The organism is Streptomyces sp. NPDC107528, assembly GCF_055639295.1.
Window position 1 is genome coordinate 483454 of the sequence record NZ_JBVKAV010000001.1, and the last position, 19467, is coordinate 502920.

The following is a 19467-nucleotide window of genomic DNA, read 5'->3' on the forward strand; positions in this document are numbered from 1 at the left end:
ACGTCAACCACACGGCCCCACCCACGAGATGCGGGTGGGGCCGTTCACGTACCCGAGCTGTCACGGCGCGGGTACGGTTCGGAGTGGACGCACCGAACGGGAGCCAGTATGCCCGCCAACAGCACGCGCGATGTAGGCAAGAGCATCGCCACCATCCGGCACGCCCGCCGGCTGACTCAGGCTGAACTCGCCTCTGCCGCCTTCCTGTCTCTTTCCATGGTCAAGGCCATCGAGCGCGGAGCCAGGACCCCGAGCGATGACGCCCTCGACTCCATCGCTGCCGCACTCGGCGTAGATCCCAGCCACATCGTCAGCGGCAACACCCGCACCGACAGCCGCGTGCACGCGGCCATCCCCTCCATCAGCGCCGCGATCGCCGCGTACGACATCCCCACCGACCCGCCCACCCTGCCTCTCAATGAACTGCATGCCGCCGTCGACGAGGCCGTCAACTGGCGCCTCGGCGCCCAGTACGCACGCATCGCCAACGGCATCCCTACCCTGCTCGACGAGACGCTGCGCACCCTGCACCACAGCGCAGGAGCGCAACGCCTACAAGCCGCCCAACTCGTCGCCTCCACCGCCCGCACCGCAGATGCCGCCGCCTACAAGTACGGCCACCACGATCTCTCCGCCCGGCTGGTCGAGTTGATGCGCTGGGCAGCCCGCCAGGCCGAGGACCCGCTCACTGAAGCCACTGCGGCCTACGTGCGCACGGAGACGTTCTTCGCCGCCCGCGCCCACACAGCTGGACTGCGCGCCATCCAGCACGCGATCGACGCGAGCCCCGCCCCTCGCGGCCGAGAGACCATCGCAAGCCTTGGCGCCCTGCACATGCGGGCCGCAGTCATCGCCGGGCGAGCAGGAGACGGCGCCGTAGCAGACCTCCACCTCGACGAGGCTCGTCACCTCGGTGACCAGATCCCCGAAGGGGAGTATCACGGGACGGCATTCGGCCCGGACTCGGTCCGCGCCCACGAGGTCTCGGTAGCAGTCAGCTTGGGCAGCGACCACGTCTCCCGCGCGCTGGACGTGGCCCGCGAGTGGACACCACCGCGCGATCTACCGGCGGAACGGCAGTCCGGGTTCTGGATTGAACTTGCACGCGCTCAGCTCTGGGCAGGGCTCGCCGATGACTCCTTCGAGTCCCTCAAGGTCGCCCGTCTGATCGCACCGCAGCACACCCGCGAACACCCTTGGGCCCGCGACACCGCCGCCACACTGCGTCGCCTGAAGCGAGCTGATGCTGAGACCCTCACCTCATTTGCGGAGTGGGTCGGCGCCGTCTGACCCACTCGGCCGGGGGACACAAGGGAACACAAGCTGTGTCCCTTGTCGCCCTTGCCGCAGCCCATGATCTGCCTGTCCGAACAAAACAGGCAGATGGGAACGGGGCATGAGCGAGAGCACTACGGCCTCACCGACGGCCCACGTCGATGGGCCGGTGAGCATCGCACGACTCCACGGCCGGGCATGCTGGGACTGCGGTGCCGTCGCGAAAGACCTGAAGCCCGCCGGAACGGTCACGCTTGGCGACGACGGCCGTGAATGGCCGATCGTCACCTGCGGGTGCCAGATGACGGCGGTGGCGTGAGCATGAGCAGCGACCACAGCGGGCAGGCCTTACAGCCAGTAGAGACCCCCGGGGTCCTCGTTCACCCCGCCTCAGACCGGCGCCTCGCAGCCGAACACTGGCTCCTGTCAACCCTCGCCGAAGGACGGCGGCGCCGAGCCCGAGTCGAGTGGCGCGAGCAAGGCGTCACCATGCTGCCCCTCGGCACCCTCTTCTCCGCCATCCGGCTCCCCGGCGACATCGTCCTCGCCGCCGCCTGCAGCCGCTGGAACCCGACACAGGTCGACCAGTTCCTCACCGAAGTCCTCGACGGCCCCGTCATCTGCGACCCGCGCGGACACCGCTACTACGCTCTCGTGCCCCCCAGCGTGCCCCGCACGTGGCACGAAGCAGCCGACGACTGGCGCGAGAACGACGTCGACGTCCTCGGCCTCGGCACGCTCCTCGGCGTCCCGCCCCTGGACCACGACGAGTTCGACCCAGGCACAGCCCTCTCGTACTGGTCAGTGCCGATGGAATCGATGGCCGTCCTGTGTAGGCCGCTCGCTGTCGCCCGCCTGATCAGCGCTGGGCGGGACGAGATGCCCGCTGAGTCGGACGCGTGAGCGACACCGGATGGCAGTGGGAAGAGAGCGGCCGCGGCGCTTCACCGCGGCAACAGCTCGTCGTCCTTGCCGCTGCCAGTGACACCCAGGCCCCCGCCCCGCCAGCACACACCTACCCGGTTGAGCGGCGGAGCGGGTTGCAAGTCCCAGCCAACCAAGCAAGAGAGGACTTCCGCATGACTGTGGCACCCGAAAAGACGGCAGTCGCCCAGAGGCGCGGCCGGGAACTCGTCGACCTCGACGAGTTCGAAATGCTCACCGCGTTCTGCGCGGACGAGTACAAGATGGACCGCGCCCTCGCCGCCCAGGTCATGGACCAGGCCCTGGCCATGATCTTCGTCATGGGCACCACCCGCTCAGGCGACACCATGGCACCGTCGGTGCTCGTCGACCCTGGCTGGCACACCGCGATCCTCCACACCGAGTGGTACGCCAAGTTCTGCCAGGAGCACTTCGGCTACCTCCTGCACCACCAGCCCAACAGCAAGATGCGCACCATCGGCCTGATGGTCGACGTCGCAGCCCGCATCGAGGCTGAGGGTTTCCACGTCGACCGGACCCTGTGGGGCATCGCGGCTGACTGCAACGCGCCGACGTGCTGCGGCGACGGCCCCTGCTGCTGACCCAGCCACTGTCAGTGGCTGCCGCTAGAGTCCGGCTCTCACGGTCCGGACATCGGTACAAATAGGGAGCTTTCATGGCGACTGCCGAGACTGCAAAGGGCCAGGGAAGGGTCACCGTCTTCTCGATGTTCGGGCCCGTCTTCGGCTACGCGAGCCGGTTCGTCGACGGCCAGACCGTCGCGTACATCGGCCCGGTCACGCCGGGTGTGCACTGGCGCAAGCTCTGGCTGATGGCCGACAGGTGCAACCGCGCCACGGCCAGCGAGGCGGAGAAGGCAGCATGGATCGTGTCGCAGGCCAACCGCTCGTTGATCTGCGGCAGTGACGTGGTCGTGAAACTCCCTGAGTCGGACTGGGGTATGGAGGCCGGCGGCTGGCAGGTGGAGCTGGACAGCTGGTGCGGACAGAACGCGCTCGTGACCGGCCACCTGTCCGTTCCGGCGCTGGCCTCGGAGCAGCTCGCCCCGAGGCCCACCTTGTATCCCCAGTACGCGCTTTGACGCACCGACTAGCTCGCCGCCGGAGTGCCTCCCCTGTCACCCGGCGGCGGGTTCCCGTGATGAGGGTGCTGTGTGTGCCCTGCTCGTTCCACTCGACGCAGGCGGGTATACGCCACTGCCTTCGGCCCCGATGTGCCAGGCGTCGCGGCCGGGTTGGATGGGCCACTGACCCCCGAAGGCGGCCCGCCGGGCCCGCCGTCGCAGTGCCTCCCCCGTCACGCTGCGGGGCCACCTACTGCACTAGCTCAGAGAGTGGAACGTCGAGCGCGTGAGCGATGAGCAGCAGATGGTCGATGAGGGTGCCGTGGGTGCCCTGCTCGATCCGGTTGACCGTCTTGCGGTCGAGGTCTACGCGCTCGGCCAACTTCTCTTGGGTGAGCTTCTGCCTCTCGCGTGCGGCTCTCACCTGGTCCCCGATCTCGCGGCGGCGGGTGAGTACCCAGTCGGGCAGTGGATCGGTCGGCACCCGTTGACGATCTCGGGCACGATGATCATTGTCTGTACCATCGTTGGTACAACGTGAGTGCGCTTCTCGTTCATCATGCAAGATCTACTCGACTAAAACACCCGTTCGAGTGACCCGCTTGTTGACCCATTGCCTAATGACAACTGTTCGGCGAACGATGGCCGAACCCCACGAACCCCCGCACCCCAGCGCACCCACAGGTAGACGCACATGACTGACGAGCAGTCCCGCCCCGATCCGGGACCCCTCACCGAATCCCAGCGGACCCGCCTGGAATTCGCCCACCGTGACCTTGAGGAAGCGCGCACAGAAGATCTCGCCCGGCTCCCGCCCGCGGGTCTCGTCCGGCTCGTCGAGCGGCTGCGCATGCGCCTGCATGACACGCTGGCCGTGGTCGACGAGATCAGCCAGCCGTCCCCCCGGGCACCGTCCCATCCTCCCGGAGAACACCCCTAAACGACATTGTCTCCCCACAGGTACCAGGTGTCGGACGTCAGCGACTTCACCACCGTGGGCGCCTCGGTGCCGCCGTGTGCGGCCGGGGTGCTGAAGACCGTGAAGCTGCCGGGGTCGAGTGAGGTGGACCGGGCGCCGACCAGCGTCTGGTCGCGCTTGAAGTAGAGGTAGTTGACGCCGTTCACGCCCACGGTCAGATTGCCGTCGATGACGTCGTGGCCGGGGTCGAAGAAGACCTGCGGATTCCGGCTGGTGCGGAAGTCGGTCGTGTAGCTGACCATGATCACGTTGTGGCCGCTGTTGTTCACCGACGAGTAGAGGATGCCGTACTGCCCGCGTCCGGCGTCCCAGTAGGCCTCCGGCGCCCAGCTGTGGGTGCCGGTCATGTCGTGCAGCTTCAGCAACCGGTAGCCCGTGAAGGACCGCAGGTCGGTCGAGTCCCAGACGTGGATGTTGACGCTGTTGCGGCTCCAGTCGGTGCCCTTGAGGTCGGTCGCCAGCACCACGAAGGTGCCGTCCTGCTTGCGCAGGACGAACGGGTCGCGCAGGCCTTCCGCGCCCAGGGTCGGGGTGACCACCGGGTTGTTCTGGTTCAGCGGCATCCAGCGCAGACCGTCGGTGCTGACGGCCAGGTGAAGGCCGTAGTCGGCCTCAAGCATGGTGGTGGACTCGGTGAAGTAGGCCATGACGTAGGCCGAGTCGGCGGCGTGGGCCGTCCCGGCTCCGAGGGTCAGGGCGCCGGTCGCCGCGAGCGGAAAGGTCGCTGCCATGCCGAGGACATGTCTGCGGGAGGGGTGGGCCATGTGCGCTCCAGGGGGTGCGTGGTCGGTGCGGGCCGTGTGGTCGGGGGCGGACGGGCAGGCCGGCGTCGAATGCCGAACTGTCGATATATCGAACGGAGTTCGGTGAATCGACCAGAAGGTAGGAGAGCGCCGGGTCCGCGTCAATCACACGGTCATCCTTGGCGGATTTTCGCCACCCGGCCGACCAGGGGCCCCAGTTCCGTACGCGCGCGTGCCGCCGCCCCGATCGCCACCGCGTCGGCACCGAGCCCGGCCGGCAGGACGCGGACGGGATGGCCGCTGACGGGCGGTTCGGCGGCCAGGGCAGCACGGATCGAGCGCTCCAGCAACGCCCAGGAGCGGCTCACGCCACCGCCGACGACCACCGTGGTGACGTCCAGCAGGCCCGCCGTGACAAGCAGAGCACGGGCGACGGCGGCCCCCGCCGCGTGGTACACGGCGAGCGCGTCCCCGTCCCCCGACCGCGCGGCCTCGGCGACCTCCACGGACGTGCGCGAACGGCCCGTGCGCTCGGCGTACCGGTCGGCGATCGCGCGGCCGGAGGCCAGGGTCTCCAGATGCCCGCGCCCGCCGCAGGTGCAGGACAGGTCGCCGAAACCGGGGATGTGCCCGATCTCGCCCGCCGCGCCGTGCGGGCCGTCGTGGAGCACACCGCCCAGCCACAGCGCCCCGCCGACCCCCGTGCCCAGCGTCATCCCGAGCACATCCGGCTCGCCCGCCACCGAACCGGCCGTCGCCTCCCCGCGCAGGAAGGCGTTGACGTCGTTGTCCAGGAACGCCGGTACACCCAGCGCCTCCTCGAACGCCGCCGTCACCGCGAACCCGGCCCAGCCGCGGAACGAGTCGCTGGCCACCAGCACCCGTCCGGCCCGCGCGTCCACCACGCCCGCCGCGCCCACCCCGACGCCGAGCAGCCGTGCGGGAGTACGCCCCAGCAGCAGCCGTACGGCATCCAGCGCGGCGCCGGCCATCGCCGTCCCGCCGTCGGAGGCCGGGGTGGGCACGCCGGCGCGGTCCAGGACGCCGAGGTCCGGGTCGCACAGCACCACCTGCGTCGTCGTACCGCCGATGTCGACACCGGCGAGCACTCCCCGCGTCATGCGCCTGCCCCCGTCCCGAGAGCCGCCCGGCGTTCCCTGCGCCGGCGTTGCAGCACCGGATCCGGTACGGGCACGGCCGCGATGAGCCGGCGTGTGTACTCCCTCTCCGGACGCAGCAGGGTCGTCATGGTCGGCCCCTGCTCCTCGATGCGGCCCTCCCGCATGACGACGACGCGCTGCGCGAACTCCTGCACGACGGCCAGGTCGTGGGAGACGAACAGACAGGCGAACCCCAGCTCACGCTGCAACTCGGCGATGACCTCCAGCACCGTGCGCTGCACACTCACGTCCAGCGCGCTCGTCGGCTCGTCCGCGACCAGCAGCCGGGGGTCCAGCGCCAGCGCCCGCGCGAGACTCACCCGCTGCCGCTGACCCCCGGACAGCTCACGCGGCCCACGGCCCGCCAACTCCCTTGGCAACCGCACCAGTTCCAGCACTTCGGCGACCCTGGCGCGCCGCTCGGCCGCCGTCATGCGCCGCCGGTGCACCCGGAGCGGCTCGGCGACGCACTCCGCCACGCTCATCCGCGCGTCCAGCGACGCCACCGGGTCCTGGAGCACCACGCCGACGCCGGACAGCAGAGCCCGCCGCTTCCGCCCCCGGGCGCGGCCCAGGTCGGTGCCGAACAGCGACACCGAGCCGACGGCGGGCGCGATGAGCCCGAGCGCGACCCTGGCCGCCGTCGACTTGCCCGACCCGGACTCGCCCACGAGGCCGACGGTTTCGCCGGGGCGGACGTCCAGGGAGACGCCCTCCAGCGCCCGGACCCGCCCGAACCGCACCGACACGTCCCGCAGTTGCACCACCGGAGCCTTACGCGCCGCGGGCGGATCCTCGCCGCTGAGCCGCAGCCGGGGCACCGCCGCAAGCAAGCCCCGCGTGTACTCGTGCTGCGGCCGCAACAGCACGTCCTCCACCGTCCCCGTCTCCACGATCTCGCCCCGCAGCATCACGGCGACCCGGTCCGCGAAGTCGGCGACCACGCCCATGTTGTGCGTGACCAGCAGAACTCCCGTGTTCGAGTCGGCCGCCAACCGCCGTAGCAGATCGAGGATCTCGGCCTGCACGGTCACATCGAGCGCGGTCGTCGGCTCGTCGGCGATGAGCAGCCCCGGCGAGTTGGCGATCGCCATGGCGATGACGACACGCTGGCGCTGCCCGCCCGACAGCTGGAACGGAAAGGCCGTCGCCCGCCTCTCCGGCTCGGGAATGCCGACCCGGCGCAGGAGTTCGACCGCCGCACGCGCGGCCTTCGACCGGGAGACCTCCCGATGGTTCCGTATGACCTCCGCGATCTGTGAGCCGACCCGGGTCAGCGGATCGAGGGCGGTCGCCGGTTCCTGGAAGACCATGGAGGCGGTACGGCCCCGCAGCCGGGCCAGCTCGGCCTCCGGCGCGCCCACCACGTCTGTGCCGTCGACGGTCACCCGGCCCGAGGCTCGCGCGCTGCCCGGCAGCAGCCCCATCGCGGCGAGCGCCACCGTCGACTTGCCGGACCCGGACTCACCGACAAGGGCCAGCGTCTCGCCGGGCCGTACGTGTAGCGACACTCCGCGCACGGCGGCCACGTCACCGGTGTCGGTCGAGAAGGTCACGCCCAGGTCGGCGATCTCGAGGATGTTCATCCGCGTCCCTTCACGTCGAAGGCGTCACGCAGCCCGTCGCCGATCGCGTTGAACGCGCACACGACGAGGATGATCGCGAGGCCCGGCGGAACGATCAGCCACCAGCGCCCGGAGTACGCCGCCGTCAGACCGGCCGACAGCATGCCGCCCCAGTCGGTCTTCGGCGGCTGAACGCCCAGCCCGAGATACGACACATACGCGACGAGCAGGATCGCGTCGGCGATCTGGAACGTCGCCGCGACCACGATCGTCGACACCGAGTTCGGCAGGATGTGCCGCCGGATCGCCCGGCCGTGCGTGCCTCCGGTCGCGCGCAAGGTCAGCACATAGTCCCGGTTCTTGAGCGTGAGCGTCTCCGCCCGCACCAGCCTGGACGGCACCAGCCAGGACACCAGACCGAGGATCACGACCAGCCCGAGCGGGCCCGGCGAGGTGATTGCGGAGATCACCAGCAGGATGAACAGCGCGGGGATCGCGATCCCGGCGTCGACGACCCTCATCATCACCGCGTCGACCCAGCCGCCCGCATACCCCGCCACCGCGCCCCACAGCGTCCCGATCACGGTCGCCAGCGCCCCCGCCGCGAGCCCGACGAGCAGCGACACCTGCCCGCCGTACATCAGCCGCCCGAGCTGGTCGTGCCCGACGGCGTCGGTGCCGAGCCAGTGCGCTGAGCTGGGCGGGAGGTTGACCTGGGTGAGGTCGGTGTGGGTCTGGTCGGTGGAGTACAGCAGCGGGCCGACGAAGCAGAAGAGCAGGAAGAGCAGAACAATCAGGACCCCGGCCATGGCCAGTCTGTTGCGCGCGAAGCGCGCTCTCACGGGCGCGGGGCTGCGTCGATTCGCGGCTCCTCCGCGGGGCGCGCCCAGCCCCCACCGGCCCGCAGTTTCAACACGACCACTCACGCCCGCCCCTCCTTCACCCGAGGATCGACAACCCGCTGCACCACATCCGCGAGCAAGGTCCCCACCACGGTCGCCACGGAGATGACAAGCACGCACCCCAGCAACACCGGGTAGTCCGAAGACTGCGCGGCGGACCAGAACAACAGCCCCATCCCCGGATAGTTGAAGAGCTGCTCGACCACCAACGCCCCACCGAACAGCACCGGCACGTAGTACCCGAGCATCGCGACCACCGGCGTCAGGGAGTTCCGGAACACGTGCCGGAACAGGACCGTGTACTGCCCGGCCCCACCCGCCCGCGCGGTCCGCACATAGTCCTCGGACAGGTTCTCCAGAGTCGCCGCCCGCATGTACCGACTGAACACGGCCACCATCGAAGCCGCCCCCGTCACGACCGGCAGCACCAGTGCCGCCGGATCGGCGAACACCTGGGCCAACGTGTCCCCTTGGGGCGCCTGCGACGGAAACCACCGCAGGGTCTGGGTGAAGACCAGCACCAGGATCAGTCCCAGGAAGTACACCGGCGTCGAGTACGCGACGAAGCTCAGCGTGGTGATGACGTAGTCGGCCGGCTTGTTGCGCCGCACCGCCTGCCACATGCCGAGTGGAATGGCCAGCAGCAGCCCGACCAGTGCGGACAGCACGGTCAGCACCAGCGTCTTCGGCAGCCGCTGCTCGATCAGCCGCGACACCGCCTCATTGAGGGTGTACGACGTTCCGAGGTCACCCTGCGCCAACTCGCGCAAGTAGTAGACGTACTGCACGGGCAGCGACCGGTCGAGCCCCTGTTCGTGGTTGAACGCGGCGATCTGCTGGGCCGTCGCCTGCGGGCCGAGGATCCCGCGTGCGGGGCCTCCGGGCAGGGTGTGCAGCAGGCAGAAGACCACGATCGTGACGATCAGGATCACGGCGAGCGCTTGCAGGAGGCGGCGGCCGAGATACAGGAGCGTGTCCATGCCTCAGCCGGTCCACTTCCACTGCGCGGGGTGGAGGTTGGCGAGCGAGTCCTGGGAGAAGCCGCCGAGACCGTTCCTGATGACCGAGACCTGATAGACGGGTTCCGGCAGCCAGATCACCGGCAGGTCCTCGGCTAGGGCGGCGCTGTAGTCCTGGACCGCCTTGGTCGAACTCGACGTCGTGGAGGCGGAGATGAGCTTGTCGACGTCCGGGTTGGAGTAGTTGCCGAAGTTCGAGCCGCCGCCGGTCTGGAACAGCGAGTCACCGGTCGGGAAGGCCGGGAAGTACCAGCTGCCGGCCGTGCCGAAGAAGGACAGCTGCCACTTGCAGATCGACTGGCTCGCCTTGCACTGCGGGGTCTGCGCCAGCACCGAGTTGACGGGCGCCGTCTTGATCGAGAACTTGATGCCGGTCCTGGCGAGCGAGGACTGGATCGCGCTCATCATGTTGGCGGTGACCGTCGAGCCGGACTGCGACAGCACCTGCATCTCGAACCTGGTGCCCTCGGCGACGCCTTCACCGCACTGGGAGGCCCCGGCCCCGGGACTCGTGCAGGTCATGACGCCGCCCTGTTCGGTCCAGCCGTGACCGGTCAGCAGCTCCCGGGCGGCCTTCGTCGAGAACGGGTACGGGTTGTCCTTCTGCGCCCGGGAGACGAAGTCGGACGCCTGCCCCTGCGGGACAGGGCCGTAGCCGGCGACCGCCGTACCGTTGAAGACGACTTTCGCCAGACTCGCCTGGTCGATGGAGCGCTGGACGGCCTGGCGGGCGTACAGCTGCTTGAACACCGCGCCCATCGCCGGGTTGTTGAAGTTGTACGGCATGTAGGTGATCGCCCAGCCGGACCACGGCTTCACCTCGTACCCCTGCGCGGTGAAGCTCTCCTTCTGGTCGAGGTCGGTCGCCTCGATGTAGCCGTAGTCGACGCTGCCGGAGCGCAGGGCGTTCTTCTCGGCGTCGGCCGTGGTGAAGGGGAGCAGGTTCACCGTGGGGATGGCGGGCTTCTCGCCCCCGTCGTACTTCTTGTTGGCGGTGAGGACCACCTTGCCGGCCGTCGAGTAGGACTTCACCGCGTACGGGCCGCTGATGGTCTTCCAGAGGGCGTTCTTCTCATAGTCGCCGATGTTCTTCGCGGCGTTGTTGAGGTACGTCCACACCTGCTTGGCGTCGCCGCCCTTGTCCCAGGTGTGTCGCGGCAGTGGTGTGATGGAGCTCAACTCGTTGGCCAGCATCCACTGCGGGTTGTAGGCCTTGTCGAAGGTGAGCGTGAAGTGGCGGTCGTCCTCGGCCTTGAAGGACGTCCAGTTGTCCGGCGCCTGGCCCGGGTTGTACCCCGCCCACTGTGCCTTGTTCGCCTTGATGAGGTCGAACCAGAACTGGACGTCACGGGAGGTGATGGGCTTGCCGTCGCTCCAGTGCCGGTCGCCCAGGGTGATCCGCACGCTCTTGTTGTCGGGCGCGAAGTCGGCGTCGGTGGCGACCGAACCGGCTTTGTTCCAGGCGATCTCACCGGTGGAGCCGTCGTAGGCGATGAGCGGCTCCCACAGCGTGTTCGCGATGGAGATGTTGTTGGTGTTGAGATGCGCCGCGGTGCCGATCGGCAGGATCCAGTTCGGCGTGAAGTTCGCAGGCAGCGCGTAGTTGATGGAGTCGCGGGATCCGGACGGCGTACCGCTGCTCCCGGAGCAGCCCGCGAGCAGCAGCGTGCCGGCGGACAGGACGGCGGCAGCGGCGAGGAGTCTCGTGCGAGCAGGGGACATGGCTCTCCTCAGGGGACAGAAGCGAGGTGCAGTCAGTGAAAGCCCCGTCTGTTCGAAGAAACAGGAGTCCCGCTGTAAAAAGTATGTTTCTGCTGTTCTGGAATTAGCCCGGAGGGCGCTCCCGCGGCCTACTCTCGCTGTCCCGACCGCAGATGACGGAAGTAACTTCGTCCATGACTGAAAAAAGTGGGTCGTTGACCCGGCGCATCCTCGAACTCCTCGCCTCCGGCCAGGCGTCCACGCGCACGGAGCTCTCCGAGCTGCTCGGCGCCGCGCCGTCGACGGTCTCGTTCGCGGTGACCAAGCTGCTGGACTACGGCCTGGTCACCGAGGAGGGCACCATGTCGTCCACCGGCGGCCGGCCGCGCAAGGTGCTCCGGCTCGGCGGCGGCGACGGCTACGCCGTGGCGGCCGAACTCGGCGGCAAGCACGCCCATGTCGGCGTCGTCCACCCCGGCGGCGGACTCACCGACGTCTCCACGGTGCCGTTCGCGACGGCCGACGGACCGCAGGCCTCGCTGCCCGGCCTGGTCGAGACCCTGGAGAACCTCGCCGAGCGGAACGGGCGGGAGTCCCTCAGAGGTGTCGGCCTCTGCCTGCCGGGCCCGGTCGACGTCGAACCGGGCCTGGTGACGCTGCCCGCGCGCATGCCGGGCTGGAACCGGTTCCCGGTACGGGACTGGCTCCAGGAACGGTTCGGGGTCCCGGTGGCCATCGAGAACGACGCCAACTGCATGGCCGTCGGCGAGCACAGCGTCCGGCCCGCCGGGCAACGCCAGGCCATCATGGTGAAGGCGGGCACCGGCATCGGCGCGGGCGTCATCGCCGACGGCCGCCTCTACCGGGGCGGTTCGGGCGCGGCCGGCGAGATCACCCACGTCCGCGTCGAGGCGGCCCACGACATCCCCTGCTCCTGCGGCAACACCGGATGCCTGGAGACGGTCGCCTCGGGGGCGGCGCTGGTCCGCATCCTGCGCGAACGGGGCCTGGAGGTGGAGTCCACCGAGGACGTCGTACGCCTCGCCGGCGACGCCGACCCCGAGGCGACGCGCGCGGTCCGGCAGGCCGGCCGCTACCTCGGCATGGTGCTGGCCGCCAACGTCAACTTCTTCAACCCCGACGCCGTGTACCTCGGCGGCATCCTCTCCACGCTGGAGCCCTTCGTCGCCGCCGTGCGCAGCCAGTTGTACGAGGGCTGCCATCCGCTGGTCACCGAGCACCTGGTCATCGAGCGGGCCGGCCTCGGCGCCGACGCCGGCCTCGTCGGCGCGGGCCAGTTCGCGCTCCAGCGGGCGCTGGCCCACGCACTGCAGTCGGTCGCCGGCACCCACCCCTGACCCTCAGGAGGAGCCATGCCCCAGTCCCAGTCCCAGCTCCAGCCCGGCCTCCGTCCCGTCATCGCGATCGCCGGCCTCGGCATCGAGTCGTCGACCTTTTCCCCGGCCCGCACCGAGGCCCCCGCCTTCCACCCACGGCGCGGACCGGAGGTCCTCGACCGCTACCCGTTCCTGGCGCCGGGCCGGCCCCTGCGGGACGCCGCCGACTGGCGTGGCGCCCTGGTCGGCAAGGCGCTCCCCGGCGGAACGGTGACGGCGGCGGCGTACGCTGAGCTGTCCCGCGAACTCATCGACCGAATCCGTGAGTTGGGGCCGCTCGACGGCCTCTGGTTCGACATCCACGGCGCGATGACCGTCGAGGGGCTCGATGACGCGGAGGTGGACCTGCTGGCCCGTGTCCGCGAGGCCGTCGGACCGGACGTCCTCGTGTCGACCTCCATGGACCTGCACGGCAACGTCTCGCGCCCGCTCGTCCACCTCAGCGACCTGATCACCTGTTACCGCATGGCCCCGCACGAGGACGCCATGGAGACCAAAGAGCGCGCCGCCCGCAACCTCGTCGACCTCCTGGCGAGCGGCGCGCCCCGCCCCGTCAAGGCCTGGGTGCCGGTGCCGGTGCTGCTGGCCGGGGAGCAGACCTCCACCCGTATCGAACCCGCGAAGAGCGTGTACGCGGCCGTCGAGGACGTTGCAGCGGCCCACGGGGTGACCGACGCGGCGATCTGGGTCGGTTACGCCTGGGCGGACGAGCCGCGCAACCGGGCCGCCGTCGTGGTCACCGGACCCGACGAGGCCGCCGTCACCGCGGGCGCCGAGCGGCTCGCCCGCGGATTCTGGGACGCCCGCGACGACTTCGCCTTCGTCGCCCCGACCGGCACCCTGGGCGACTGTCTCGACGAGGCCCTCGCCGCCGACGCCCGCCCCTACATCATCAGCGACACCGGCGACAATCCCACGGCGGGCGGCGCCGGAGACGTCACCTGGGGACTCCAACACGTCCTGGCCCGCCCGGAGTTCAAGGACCCGACCGGACCGGTCGTCCTGTACGCCTCCCTGCCCGGCCCGTCCGCGGTCGACACGGCGGTGAAGGCCGGCGTCGGCGCCACGGTCACCGTCACCGCGGGCGCGGAGGTCGACGACCGGCACGCCGGGCCGCTCACGATGACCGGCGTGGTGCACTCCGTCCGGCACGGCGACCGGGACGCCGGGACGGAGGCCGTCCTTCGGGTGGGCAGCGTGCACGTGATCCTGACCCGGCTGCGGAAGCCGTATCACCTCGAAAGCGACTTCACCGGCCTGGAGCTGGACCCGCGCGCGGCCGACCTCGTGATCGTCAAGATCGGCTATCTGGAGCCCGAGCTGTTCGCCATGGCCGCGGACTGGAAGATGGCGCTCACTCCGGGTGGCGTCGACCAGGACTTGGTGCGGCTCGGCCACCACCGGATCCGGCGGCCGATGTTCCCCTTCGATCCCGCGATGGCCGCCCCCGACCTCACGGCCAGGATCGTCCCACCCGCGAACCGGCCGCTCACCGGCCCCGAGGAGTGACGCTCAGCCCGCCTGCCGGGCGTCGGCTATCAACTGGTCGATCAGGGCGATCAGCACGTCCCGGCACGACTCGCGCTCCCGCGCGTCACACAGCAGCACCCGCACATGCTCCGGGAGCGCGAGGGCGTCCTTGATCTCCTCGGCGGGATAGGGGTGTTCGCCGTGGAAGCCGTTCACGCCGACGACGAAGGGGATCTGCCGGCGCTCGAAGAAGTCGATCGCCGCGAAGCTGGACTCCGGCCGACGGACGTCGATCAGGACGACCGCTCCCAGCGCGCCGATCGCCAGGTCGTTCCACATGAACCAGAACCGCTGCTGCCCGGGCGTACCGAACAGATACAGCACCAGTTCCTGGCTGATGGTGATCCGGCCGAAGTCCAGGGCCACGGTGGTGGCCCGCTTCTCCTCGATGCCGACGAGGTCGTCGATGCCCACGCCCGCGGCGGTCAGGGGTTCCTCGGTGCGCAGCGGGGCGATCTCGCTGACCGACCCGACCAGCGTCGTCTTGCCGACGCCGAAGCCGCCGGCGATGAGGATCTTGACCGTGTCGGGCGGCGCGACCGATTCCACGGTGGTGTCAGAGCCGGCCAAGGCCGTCCCTCACTTTCTGCAGCAGGTCCAGGTCCGGGGTGCGGGGGGTGACGGGGTGTGGCGGGTGCACGGTGATCAGGCCCGCCTCCAGGAGATCGCAGAGCATGATGGCGACCACGCTCACCGGCAGGTCCAGATGGGCCGCCAGCTCCGCGACGGCGATCGGCTCGGCGCAGCGCCGCAGGATCCGCGTCTGCTCGGGCTGCGGACGGGGCGCCCGCTGCGGTGGCGGATCCACCGCCGTCACCGTCGTGATGAGCGTGAAGTCGGTGCGGCTTGGCCTGGTCCGGCCGCCGGTCAGCGTGAAGGGACGTACCAGCCTGCCCGCCGTATCGTCTCCGGCCACCTCACGCGCCAGGGCCGACATGGGCCCGCGGTGCCGCCGACAGGTGCTCGCCGATCTTCTTCACCAGCATGTTCATCTGGTACGCCACCACGCCGACGTCCGCCCCCTGGTTGGTGAGGACGACGAGGTGGGCGCCGGGCCCGGCGGACGTGAGGATCAGATAGCTGTTGGCCATCTCGATCAGCGCCTGGCGGACCGGCCCGCCTCTGAAGTCCATGCTGACGCCCTTGCTGAGGCTCATCAAGCCGGACGCGGTAGCCGCCAGCCGCTCGGCGTCGTCGCGCAGGAACCCGGTGGACTTGCTCACCACCAGACCGTCCTCGGAGAGCACGACGGCGTGGTTGACGTCGGCGACCCGCTCCACGAGTCCGGTGAGCAACTGGTCGAGCTGGGTGTCCGTGGCGGGGGTGGGGCGTGTCATGGCGGTGTCCTTCATGAGCGGTCGGCGGGCGAAGGGGAGGACGTGGGGGAGGTGGCCGCGGCGGCGTCGGTGTCGGCGCCGTCCGCCGCGGGCGGCTCCTCGGGGGCGACGTCGTCGAGCGTCCGGCGGGCGGCCGGGATCCGCTGGTCCGCGGCCGCCTCGGGCGGGTCCGCGCTCTCGTCGCCGCCTTCGTCGCGGGCCTGGAGCGTGCCCCTCTGGAAGCAGGCGAGGGAGGAGGCGGCTCGCTCCGCGGTGAAGTCGTCGTAGCCGTTCTCCTCGGCCTCGGCGGGCCGCGTCTCCTCGCGCAGTTCGGCGGCCAGGCTGGTCTGCGGCACCCGGCGGGGCAGCGCGGTGAGACCGCCCTCGCGGCGCGTGGCGGAGGCGGAGTCCGGGGAGGAGGGCTGGGCGGTCGCGGTGCGGGCCGGGACGACCGGGCGGGACTCCCGTACGGGCTCCTCCGGTTCGGCGGCACCAAAGTGCTCCACTTCGTCCGGTTCCGGGGCCGGCAGGTCCCGCACCACGACGTCGTGCGGGATCAGCACGATCGCCGTCGTGCCGCCGAACGGCGAGGAGCGCAGAGTGACCGCGATGCCGTGGCGCTGGGCGAGCCGGGCGATCACGAACATGCCGAGGCGCAGGTCGTCGGCGAGGGCCACCACGTCGAACTGCGGGGGCTCGGCGAGCTGGGCGTTGAAGGAGTCGTAGTCCTCCTCGGACATCCCGAGCCCACGGTCCTCGACCTCCACGGCGAGCCCCTTGGCCACCATCGCGGCCCGCACCCCGACCGGCGCGGGCGCGGGGGAGTACAGCGTGGCGTTCTCGATCAGCTCGGCCAGCAGATGGATGACGTCCGCCACGGCAGGGGGAGCCAGGTGCACCTCCTCCTCCGTCTGCACCTCGACCCGCCGGTACTCGGCGACCTCGCCGACGGCGCTGCGCAGGATGTCGATCAGCGCGACCGGTTCGCTCCAGCTGCGGCCGGGCCGCTCGCCGCTGATGATGACGAGGTTCTCCTCGTAGCGGCGCAACTGGCTGGCCGTGGAGTCCAGTTCGTACAGACCCTTGAGGATCTCGGGGTCCTGGTGCGCGCGCTCCAGCGCGTCGAGCTTGGTGAGCTGGAGGTTGACCAGGTTCTGGCTCTGCCGGGCGATGCCCAGGATGATCTTCTGGAAGCCGCGCCGGGTGTCGGCGAGTTCGACGGCGGTGTGCACGGCGGTGCGCTGGGCGGTGTTGAACGCCTTCGCCACCTGGCCGAGTTCGTCGTGGCCGTAGTCCAGCGGCGGGGTCGCCAGCTCCACGTCGACCTTCTCGCCGCGCTCCAGCCGCGCCACCACGTCGGGCAGCCGCTCCTGGGCGAGGCCGAGGGTGGCCTCGCGCAGGCCGTGCAGGCGCCGGGACAGCGAGCGCGTGATCCGCCAGGACATCCAGACGCACAGCAGCAGGGCGACCAGACCGCCGGCGCTCAGGGAGGCGGCCTTGATCAGCAGGCCGCGCGCGTTGTCGCCGCTGCGTTGCAGCAGCGCGGTCGTCTGCTGCCGGATCAGGAGCTCGTACTCGTCGGAGACCTTGACCAGCGCGGCCCGCCACTCCTTCTGCGCGTCCGGGACGGCGATGTCCCCGTCCCCGCGCGCTGACGTCCGCGCCGCGAGCACCCGGTCCTCGACGGTCTCAAGGGTCCCCCACTGGGGGCTCCCCAGGATCCGCTCGGTCTCCGCCTTCGCGCTCCCCGTGAGCGAGGGGAGGATCTGGTCCTCGACCAGCCAGCGGCGGGTGTTCACCAGCTCCGCGAACTCGGTCCACGACTTCTCGCTCATCGTCCGCGACGGCGAGGCCAGCGTCAGCAGCGCGTCCTCCCGGGACACCAGCTCCGCCGCGTGCTCCAGCGCGACGAGCGGACCGGCCTGCGAGGTGAGATCGCCGTCGTCGACCTGGGACAGCTCCTGGAAGGCGTGGATCTGGTCGTCGATGATCGACGTGTACTGGCCGAGCGCCTGTACGGCGGTGATGTCGGTGGGGTTGTCCACCTGCCCCCGGTAGTACTCCAGGCTGCTCACCGACGCGACGACCGAGTACAGCCGGTCCTTGATCCGGGAGGGTGCCTGCTGGATCGCGTCCGACTGGGAGAGGAGTTTGGCCACCGCTTTGTCGGTCTTGCTGCGCTGCTCGTCCAGCGCGCCGCGGGCCTCCTCCTGCCGGGACGCCAGCCACACGGCCGAGTAGCTGCGCTCCTGCTGCAGCGCGAGCGTCGCCTCCGTGCCCATGGCCCCGGTCGACTTGCTCAGCCCGGTCTGCGATCGCAGCCCCAGGCCCTCCGAGAACATCTGGATCGTCGTCACGCTCCAGACGGCGGCGAGCGTGACGCTGGGCACCAGGGCCAGCAGGATCAGGGAGAGACGGATGGAGCCGAGGCGGCGCCGGGGACCTGTCCGTGGAGACATCGTCGTCCTAGGGCGATCAGCGGAGGGCGGAAGCGGGAGAGGGAGGGGGCAGCGCGGAAGCGGAAGGTGGACGAGCGCCAGGGGGTGGGGGCGTGTCCGGTACGTCACAGGGGATGCGCTGGATGCTATCCGTACATGTGAGCGTACGTGTCACGCGTGACCGAATCTTTGGCGACACCGTCGGGCAAACTGTCCGGTCACCGGGTTCCGTTGGCGGCGAATCTCGCGACCGAGGCGATGTTCGCCCGGGTGACGAACGCCGGCCCGGTGAGGACGGGCGCCTCGCCACCGCCGAGGGTGTTGCCGTTGGTCCGGTACAGCCACAGCGAGTCCACCGCGAGGTAGCCCTGCAGATACGGCTGCTGGTCGACCGCGAACTGCACGTCCCCGGCCCGGACCGCCTTGACCAGGTCCTCGTTGAGGTCGAAGGTCGCGACATGGGCCTTGGAGCCGGCCTCCTCGGCCGAATTCACCGCGGCCAGCGCGAACTGGGCGCCGTTCATGACGACTTCGTCGATGCTCGGGTCCTGTCTGAGCCGCGCCGCGACGGAGGCGGTCACCGCGTCCATGTCGGTGCCGTCCACGTAGAGGTTGTCGGTATCGCCACCGAACGCCTTCTTCACGCCCGCACAGCGTGCCTCCAGGGCGACGTTGCCGCGCTCGTGGATGACGCACAGGGCGTGCTTGGCCCTGAGGTCGTCCAGCTTGTCGCCGACGGCCCGGCCCGCGACGCTCTCGTCCTGGCCGAAGTACCCGACCAGACCCGCGGACTGCCAGTCGTCTATACCTGAGTTGAGGCCGACCACCGGTATGCCGGCCGCCCGCGCCTGGGCGACGGGGCCCGTCATCGCCGTCGGCTTGGCCAGGGTCACCGCGATGCCGTCGACCTTCTGGCTGATCGCGTCGCGCACCAAGGCGGCCTGGCCCGCCGGGTCGGAGTCGCTGGCGAAGGTCAGGTCGATGCCGTCCTTCGCGGCCGCTGCCTGGGCGCCCTTGTGCACCAGCTCCCAGAAGGCGTCGCCCTCGCCGCCGTGGGTGATGAGGGCGACCTTCAGTCCTGAGGAGCCGGCCGCGTCCGCGTCCGACGCCTCGTCGGTGTCGCCGCCGACGGCGGAGCAGCCGGCCAGCAGCAGACAGGCGGCGGCCGTGAGGGCCGCGACGCGAGTGAAAGAGAGGGAGGGGGGTGGGGTCTTCATGAGGGTGCGGCACCTCGCTGTGCGGCCGAGCCGTAGGAACGAACGAGAGGACGGCCGGTGTCGACCGGGGGTTCGCCGACCGGGTGGAACTCTCGCTGGGGCGGAGCCAATCGCGTGTGACCACCGGTAGTCAAGTGTGCAACAACAACGCGTGAGTTGTCGCTCCCACATCGTGATGAACCGCTGGCCGGAGGGTGGGCGGCCGACCGGTCCGCCC

General features: G+C 70.2%; 18 protein-coding genes and 1 pseudogene. 7 read left to right on the forward strand and 12 right to left on the reverse strand.

Annotated elements, in window-relative coordinates; genetic code table 11:
- The first annotated feature begins 108 nt into the window (after window positions 1-108).
- The 4 genes from ACZ7L5_RS02445 to ACZ7L5_RS02460 all read left to right on the forward strand — a co-directional run bounded on the left by ACZ7L5_RS02445 (window position 109) and on the right by ACZ7L5_RS02460 (window position 3301).
- Window positions 109-1290 (forward strand): helix-turn-helix domain-containing protein, encoded by a 1182-nt coding sequence (locus tag ACZ7L5_RS02445; RefSeq protein WP_471513699.1) that lies wholly within the window; start codon window positions 109-111, stop codon window positions 1288-1290.
- A gap of 474 nt (window positions 1291-1764) precedes the next feature.
- Window positions 1765-2178: a hypothetical protein gene (locus tag ACZ7L5_RS02450; RefSeq protein ID WP_471513700.1), complete on the forward strand. Its 414-nt coding sequence runs from the start codon at window positions 1765-1767 to the stop codon at window positions 2176-2178.
- A gap of 176 nt (window positions 2179-2354) precedes the next feature.
- Complete coding sequence (locus tag ACZ7L5_RS02455; protein ID WP_471513702.1) at window positions 2355-2801, forward strand: glycine-rich domain-containing protein; 447 nt, start codon at window positions 2355-2357, stop codon at window positions 2799-2801.
- Between the two features lie 74 nt (window positions 2802-2875).
- The gene (locus ACZ7L5_RS02460; RefSeq protein WP_471513704.1) at window positions 2876-3301 is read left to right on the forward strand and encodes a hypothetical protein; all 426 of its coding nucleotides are present in this window, start codon (window positions 2876-2878) and stop codon (window positions 3299-3301) included.
- A 232-nt stretch (window positions 3302-3533) separates the two neighbouring features.
- On the opposite strand, the gene ACZ7L5_RS02465 is transcribed toward ACZ7L5_RS02460, so the two are convergent.
- Entirely contained in the window at window positions 3534-3767 is a 234-nt protein-coding gene (locus tag ACZ7L5_RS02465) for a helix-turn-helix domain-containing protein (RefSeq protein ID WP_471513706.1), read from the reverse strand.
- Between the two features lie 210 nt (window positions 3768-3977).
- Between ACZ7L5_RS02465 and ACZ7L5_RS02470 the strand changes: the two genes are divergently transcribed.
- Complete coding sequence (locus ACZ7L5_RS02470) at window positions 3978-4223, forward strand: hypothetical protein (RefSeq protein WP_471513708.1); 246 nt, start codon at window positions 3978-3980, stop codon at window positions 4221-4223.
- A gap of 8 nt (window positions 4224-4231) precedes the next feature.
- On the opposite strand, the pseudogene ACZ7L5_RS02475 reads toward ACZ7L5_RS02470, so the two are convergent.
- From ACZ7L5_RS02475 to ACZ7L5_RS02500, 6 genes and pseudogenes are all read right to left on the reverse strand, one after another.
- Window positions 4232-5026, reverse strand: a pseudogene (locus ACZ7L5_RS02475) (glycoside hydrolase family 43 protein); the annotation flags it as partial.
- A gap of 152 nt (window positions 5027-5178) precedes the next feature.
- The gene (locus tag ACZ7L5_RS02480; protein WP_471513710.1) at window positions 5179-6126 is read right to left on the reverse strand and encodes an ROK family protein; all 948 of its coding nucleotides are present in this window, start codon (window positions 6124-6126) and stop codon (window positions 5179-5181) included.
- Complete coding sequence (locus ACZ7L5_RS02485; protein WP_471513712.1) at window positions 6123-7751, reverse strand: dipeptide ABC transporter ATP-binding protein; 1629 nt, start codon at window positions 7749-7751, stop codon at window positions 6123-6125. The genes ACZ7L5_RS02480 and ACZ7L5_RS02485 overlap by 4 nt, the downstream gene beginning before the upstream one ends.
- Window positions 7748-8620 carry an ABC transporter permease gene (locus tag ACZ7L5_RS02490; protein ID WP_471514484.1) on the reverse strand — a complete coding sequence of 291 codons (873 nt, stop codon included), beginning with the start codon at window positions 8618-8620 and terminating at the stop codon, window positions 7748-7750. Before ACZ7L5_RS02490 ends, ACZ7L5_RS02485 begins: the two co-directional genes overlap by 4 nt.
- Before the next feature lie 32 nt (window positions 8621-8652).
- Window positions 8653-9612: an ABC transporter permease gene (locus tag ACZ7L5_RS02495; RefSeq protein ID WP_471513714.1), complete on the reverse strand. Its 960-nt coding sequence runs from the start codon at window positions 9610-9612 to the stop codon at window positions 8653-8655.
- 3 nt (window positions 9613-9615) lie between these two features.
- Entirely contained in the window at window positions 9616-11373 is a 1758-nt protein-coding gene (locus ACZ7L5_RS02500; protein WP_471513716.1) for a peptide ABC transporter substrate-binding protein, read from the reverse strand.
- Between the two features lie 173 nt (window positions 11374-11546).
- On the opposite strand from ACZ7L5_RS02500, the gene ACZ7L5_RS02505 reads away from it, so the two are divergent.
- Both ACZ7L5_RS02505 and ACZ7L5_RS02510 read left to right on the forward strand, forming a co-directional pair.
- On the forward strand, window positions 11547-12710 hold the full coding sequence (locus ACZ7L5_RS02505) for an ROK family protein (protein ID WP_471513718.1): 1164 nt from the start codon (window positions 11547-11549) through the stop codon (window positions 12708-12710).
- 15 nt (window positions 12711-12725) lie between these two features.
- The gene (locus ACZ7L5_RS02510) at window positions 12726-14258 is read left to right on the forward strand and encodes a M81 family metallopeptidase (RefSeq protein WP_471513719.1); all 1533 of its coding nucleotides are present in this window, start codon (window positions 12726-12728) and stop codon (window positions 14256-14258) included.
- A gap of 3 nt (window positions 14259-14261) precedes the next feature.
- Here the strand turns inward: ACZ7L5_RS02510 and ACZ7L5_RS02515 are convergent, their stop codons facing one another.
- From ACZ7L5_RS02515 to ACZ7L5_RS02535, 5 genes are all read right to left on the reverse strand, one after another.
- On the reverse strand, window positions 14262-14849 hold the full coding sequence (locus tag ACZ7L5_RS02515) for a GTP-binding protein (RefSeq protein ID WP_471513721.1): 588 nt from the start codon (window positions 14847-14849) through the stop codon (window positions 14262-14264).
- Window positions 14836-15216, reverse strand: a complete 381-nt coding sequence (locus ACZ7L5_RS02520; RefSeq protein WP_471513723.1) for a DUF742 domain-containing protein — start codon at window positions 15214-15216, stop codon at window positions 14836-14838. The genes ACZ7L5_RS02515 and ACZ7L5_RS02520 overlap by 14 nt, the downstream gene beginning before the upstream one ends.
- Window positions 15197-15616, reverse strand: a complete 420-nt coding sequence (locus ACZ7L5_RS02525; protein WP_147997842.1) for a roadblock/LC7 domain-containing protein — start codon at window positions 15614-15616, stop codon at window positions 15197-15199. The genes ACZ7L5_RS02520 and ACZ7L5_RS02525 overlap by 20 nt, the downstream gene beginning before the upstream one ends.
- Window positions 15617-15627: 11 nt before the next feature.
- Window positions 15628-18054, reverse strand: coding sequence for a sensor histidine kinase (locus ACZ7L5_RS02530; RefSeq protein WP_471513725.1), 2427 nt, complete (start codon window positions 18052-18054; stop codon window positions 15628-15630).
- Between the two features lie 197 nt (window positions 18055-18251).
- Entirely contained in the window at window positions 18252-19250 is a 999-nt protein-coding gene (locus ACZ7L5_RS02535) for a substrate-binding domain-containing protein (RefSeq protein ID WP_471513727.1), read from the reverse strand.
- Between the last annotated feature and the right edge of the window lie 217 nt (window positions 19251-19467).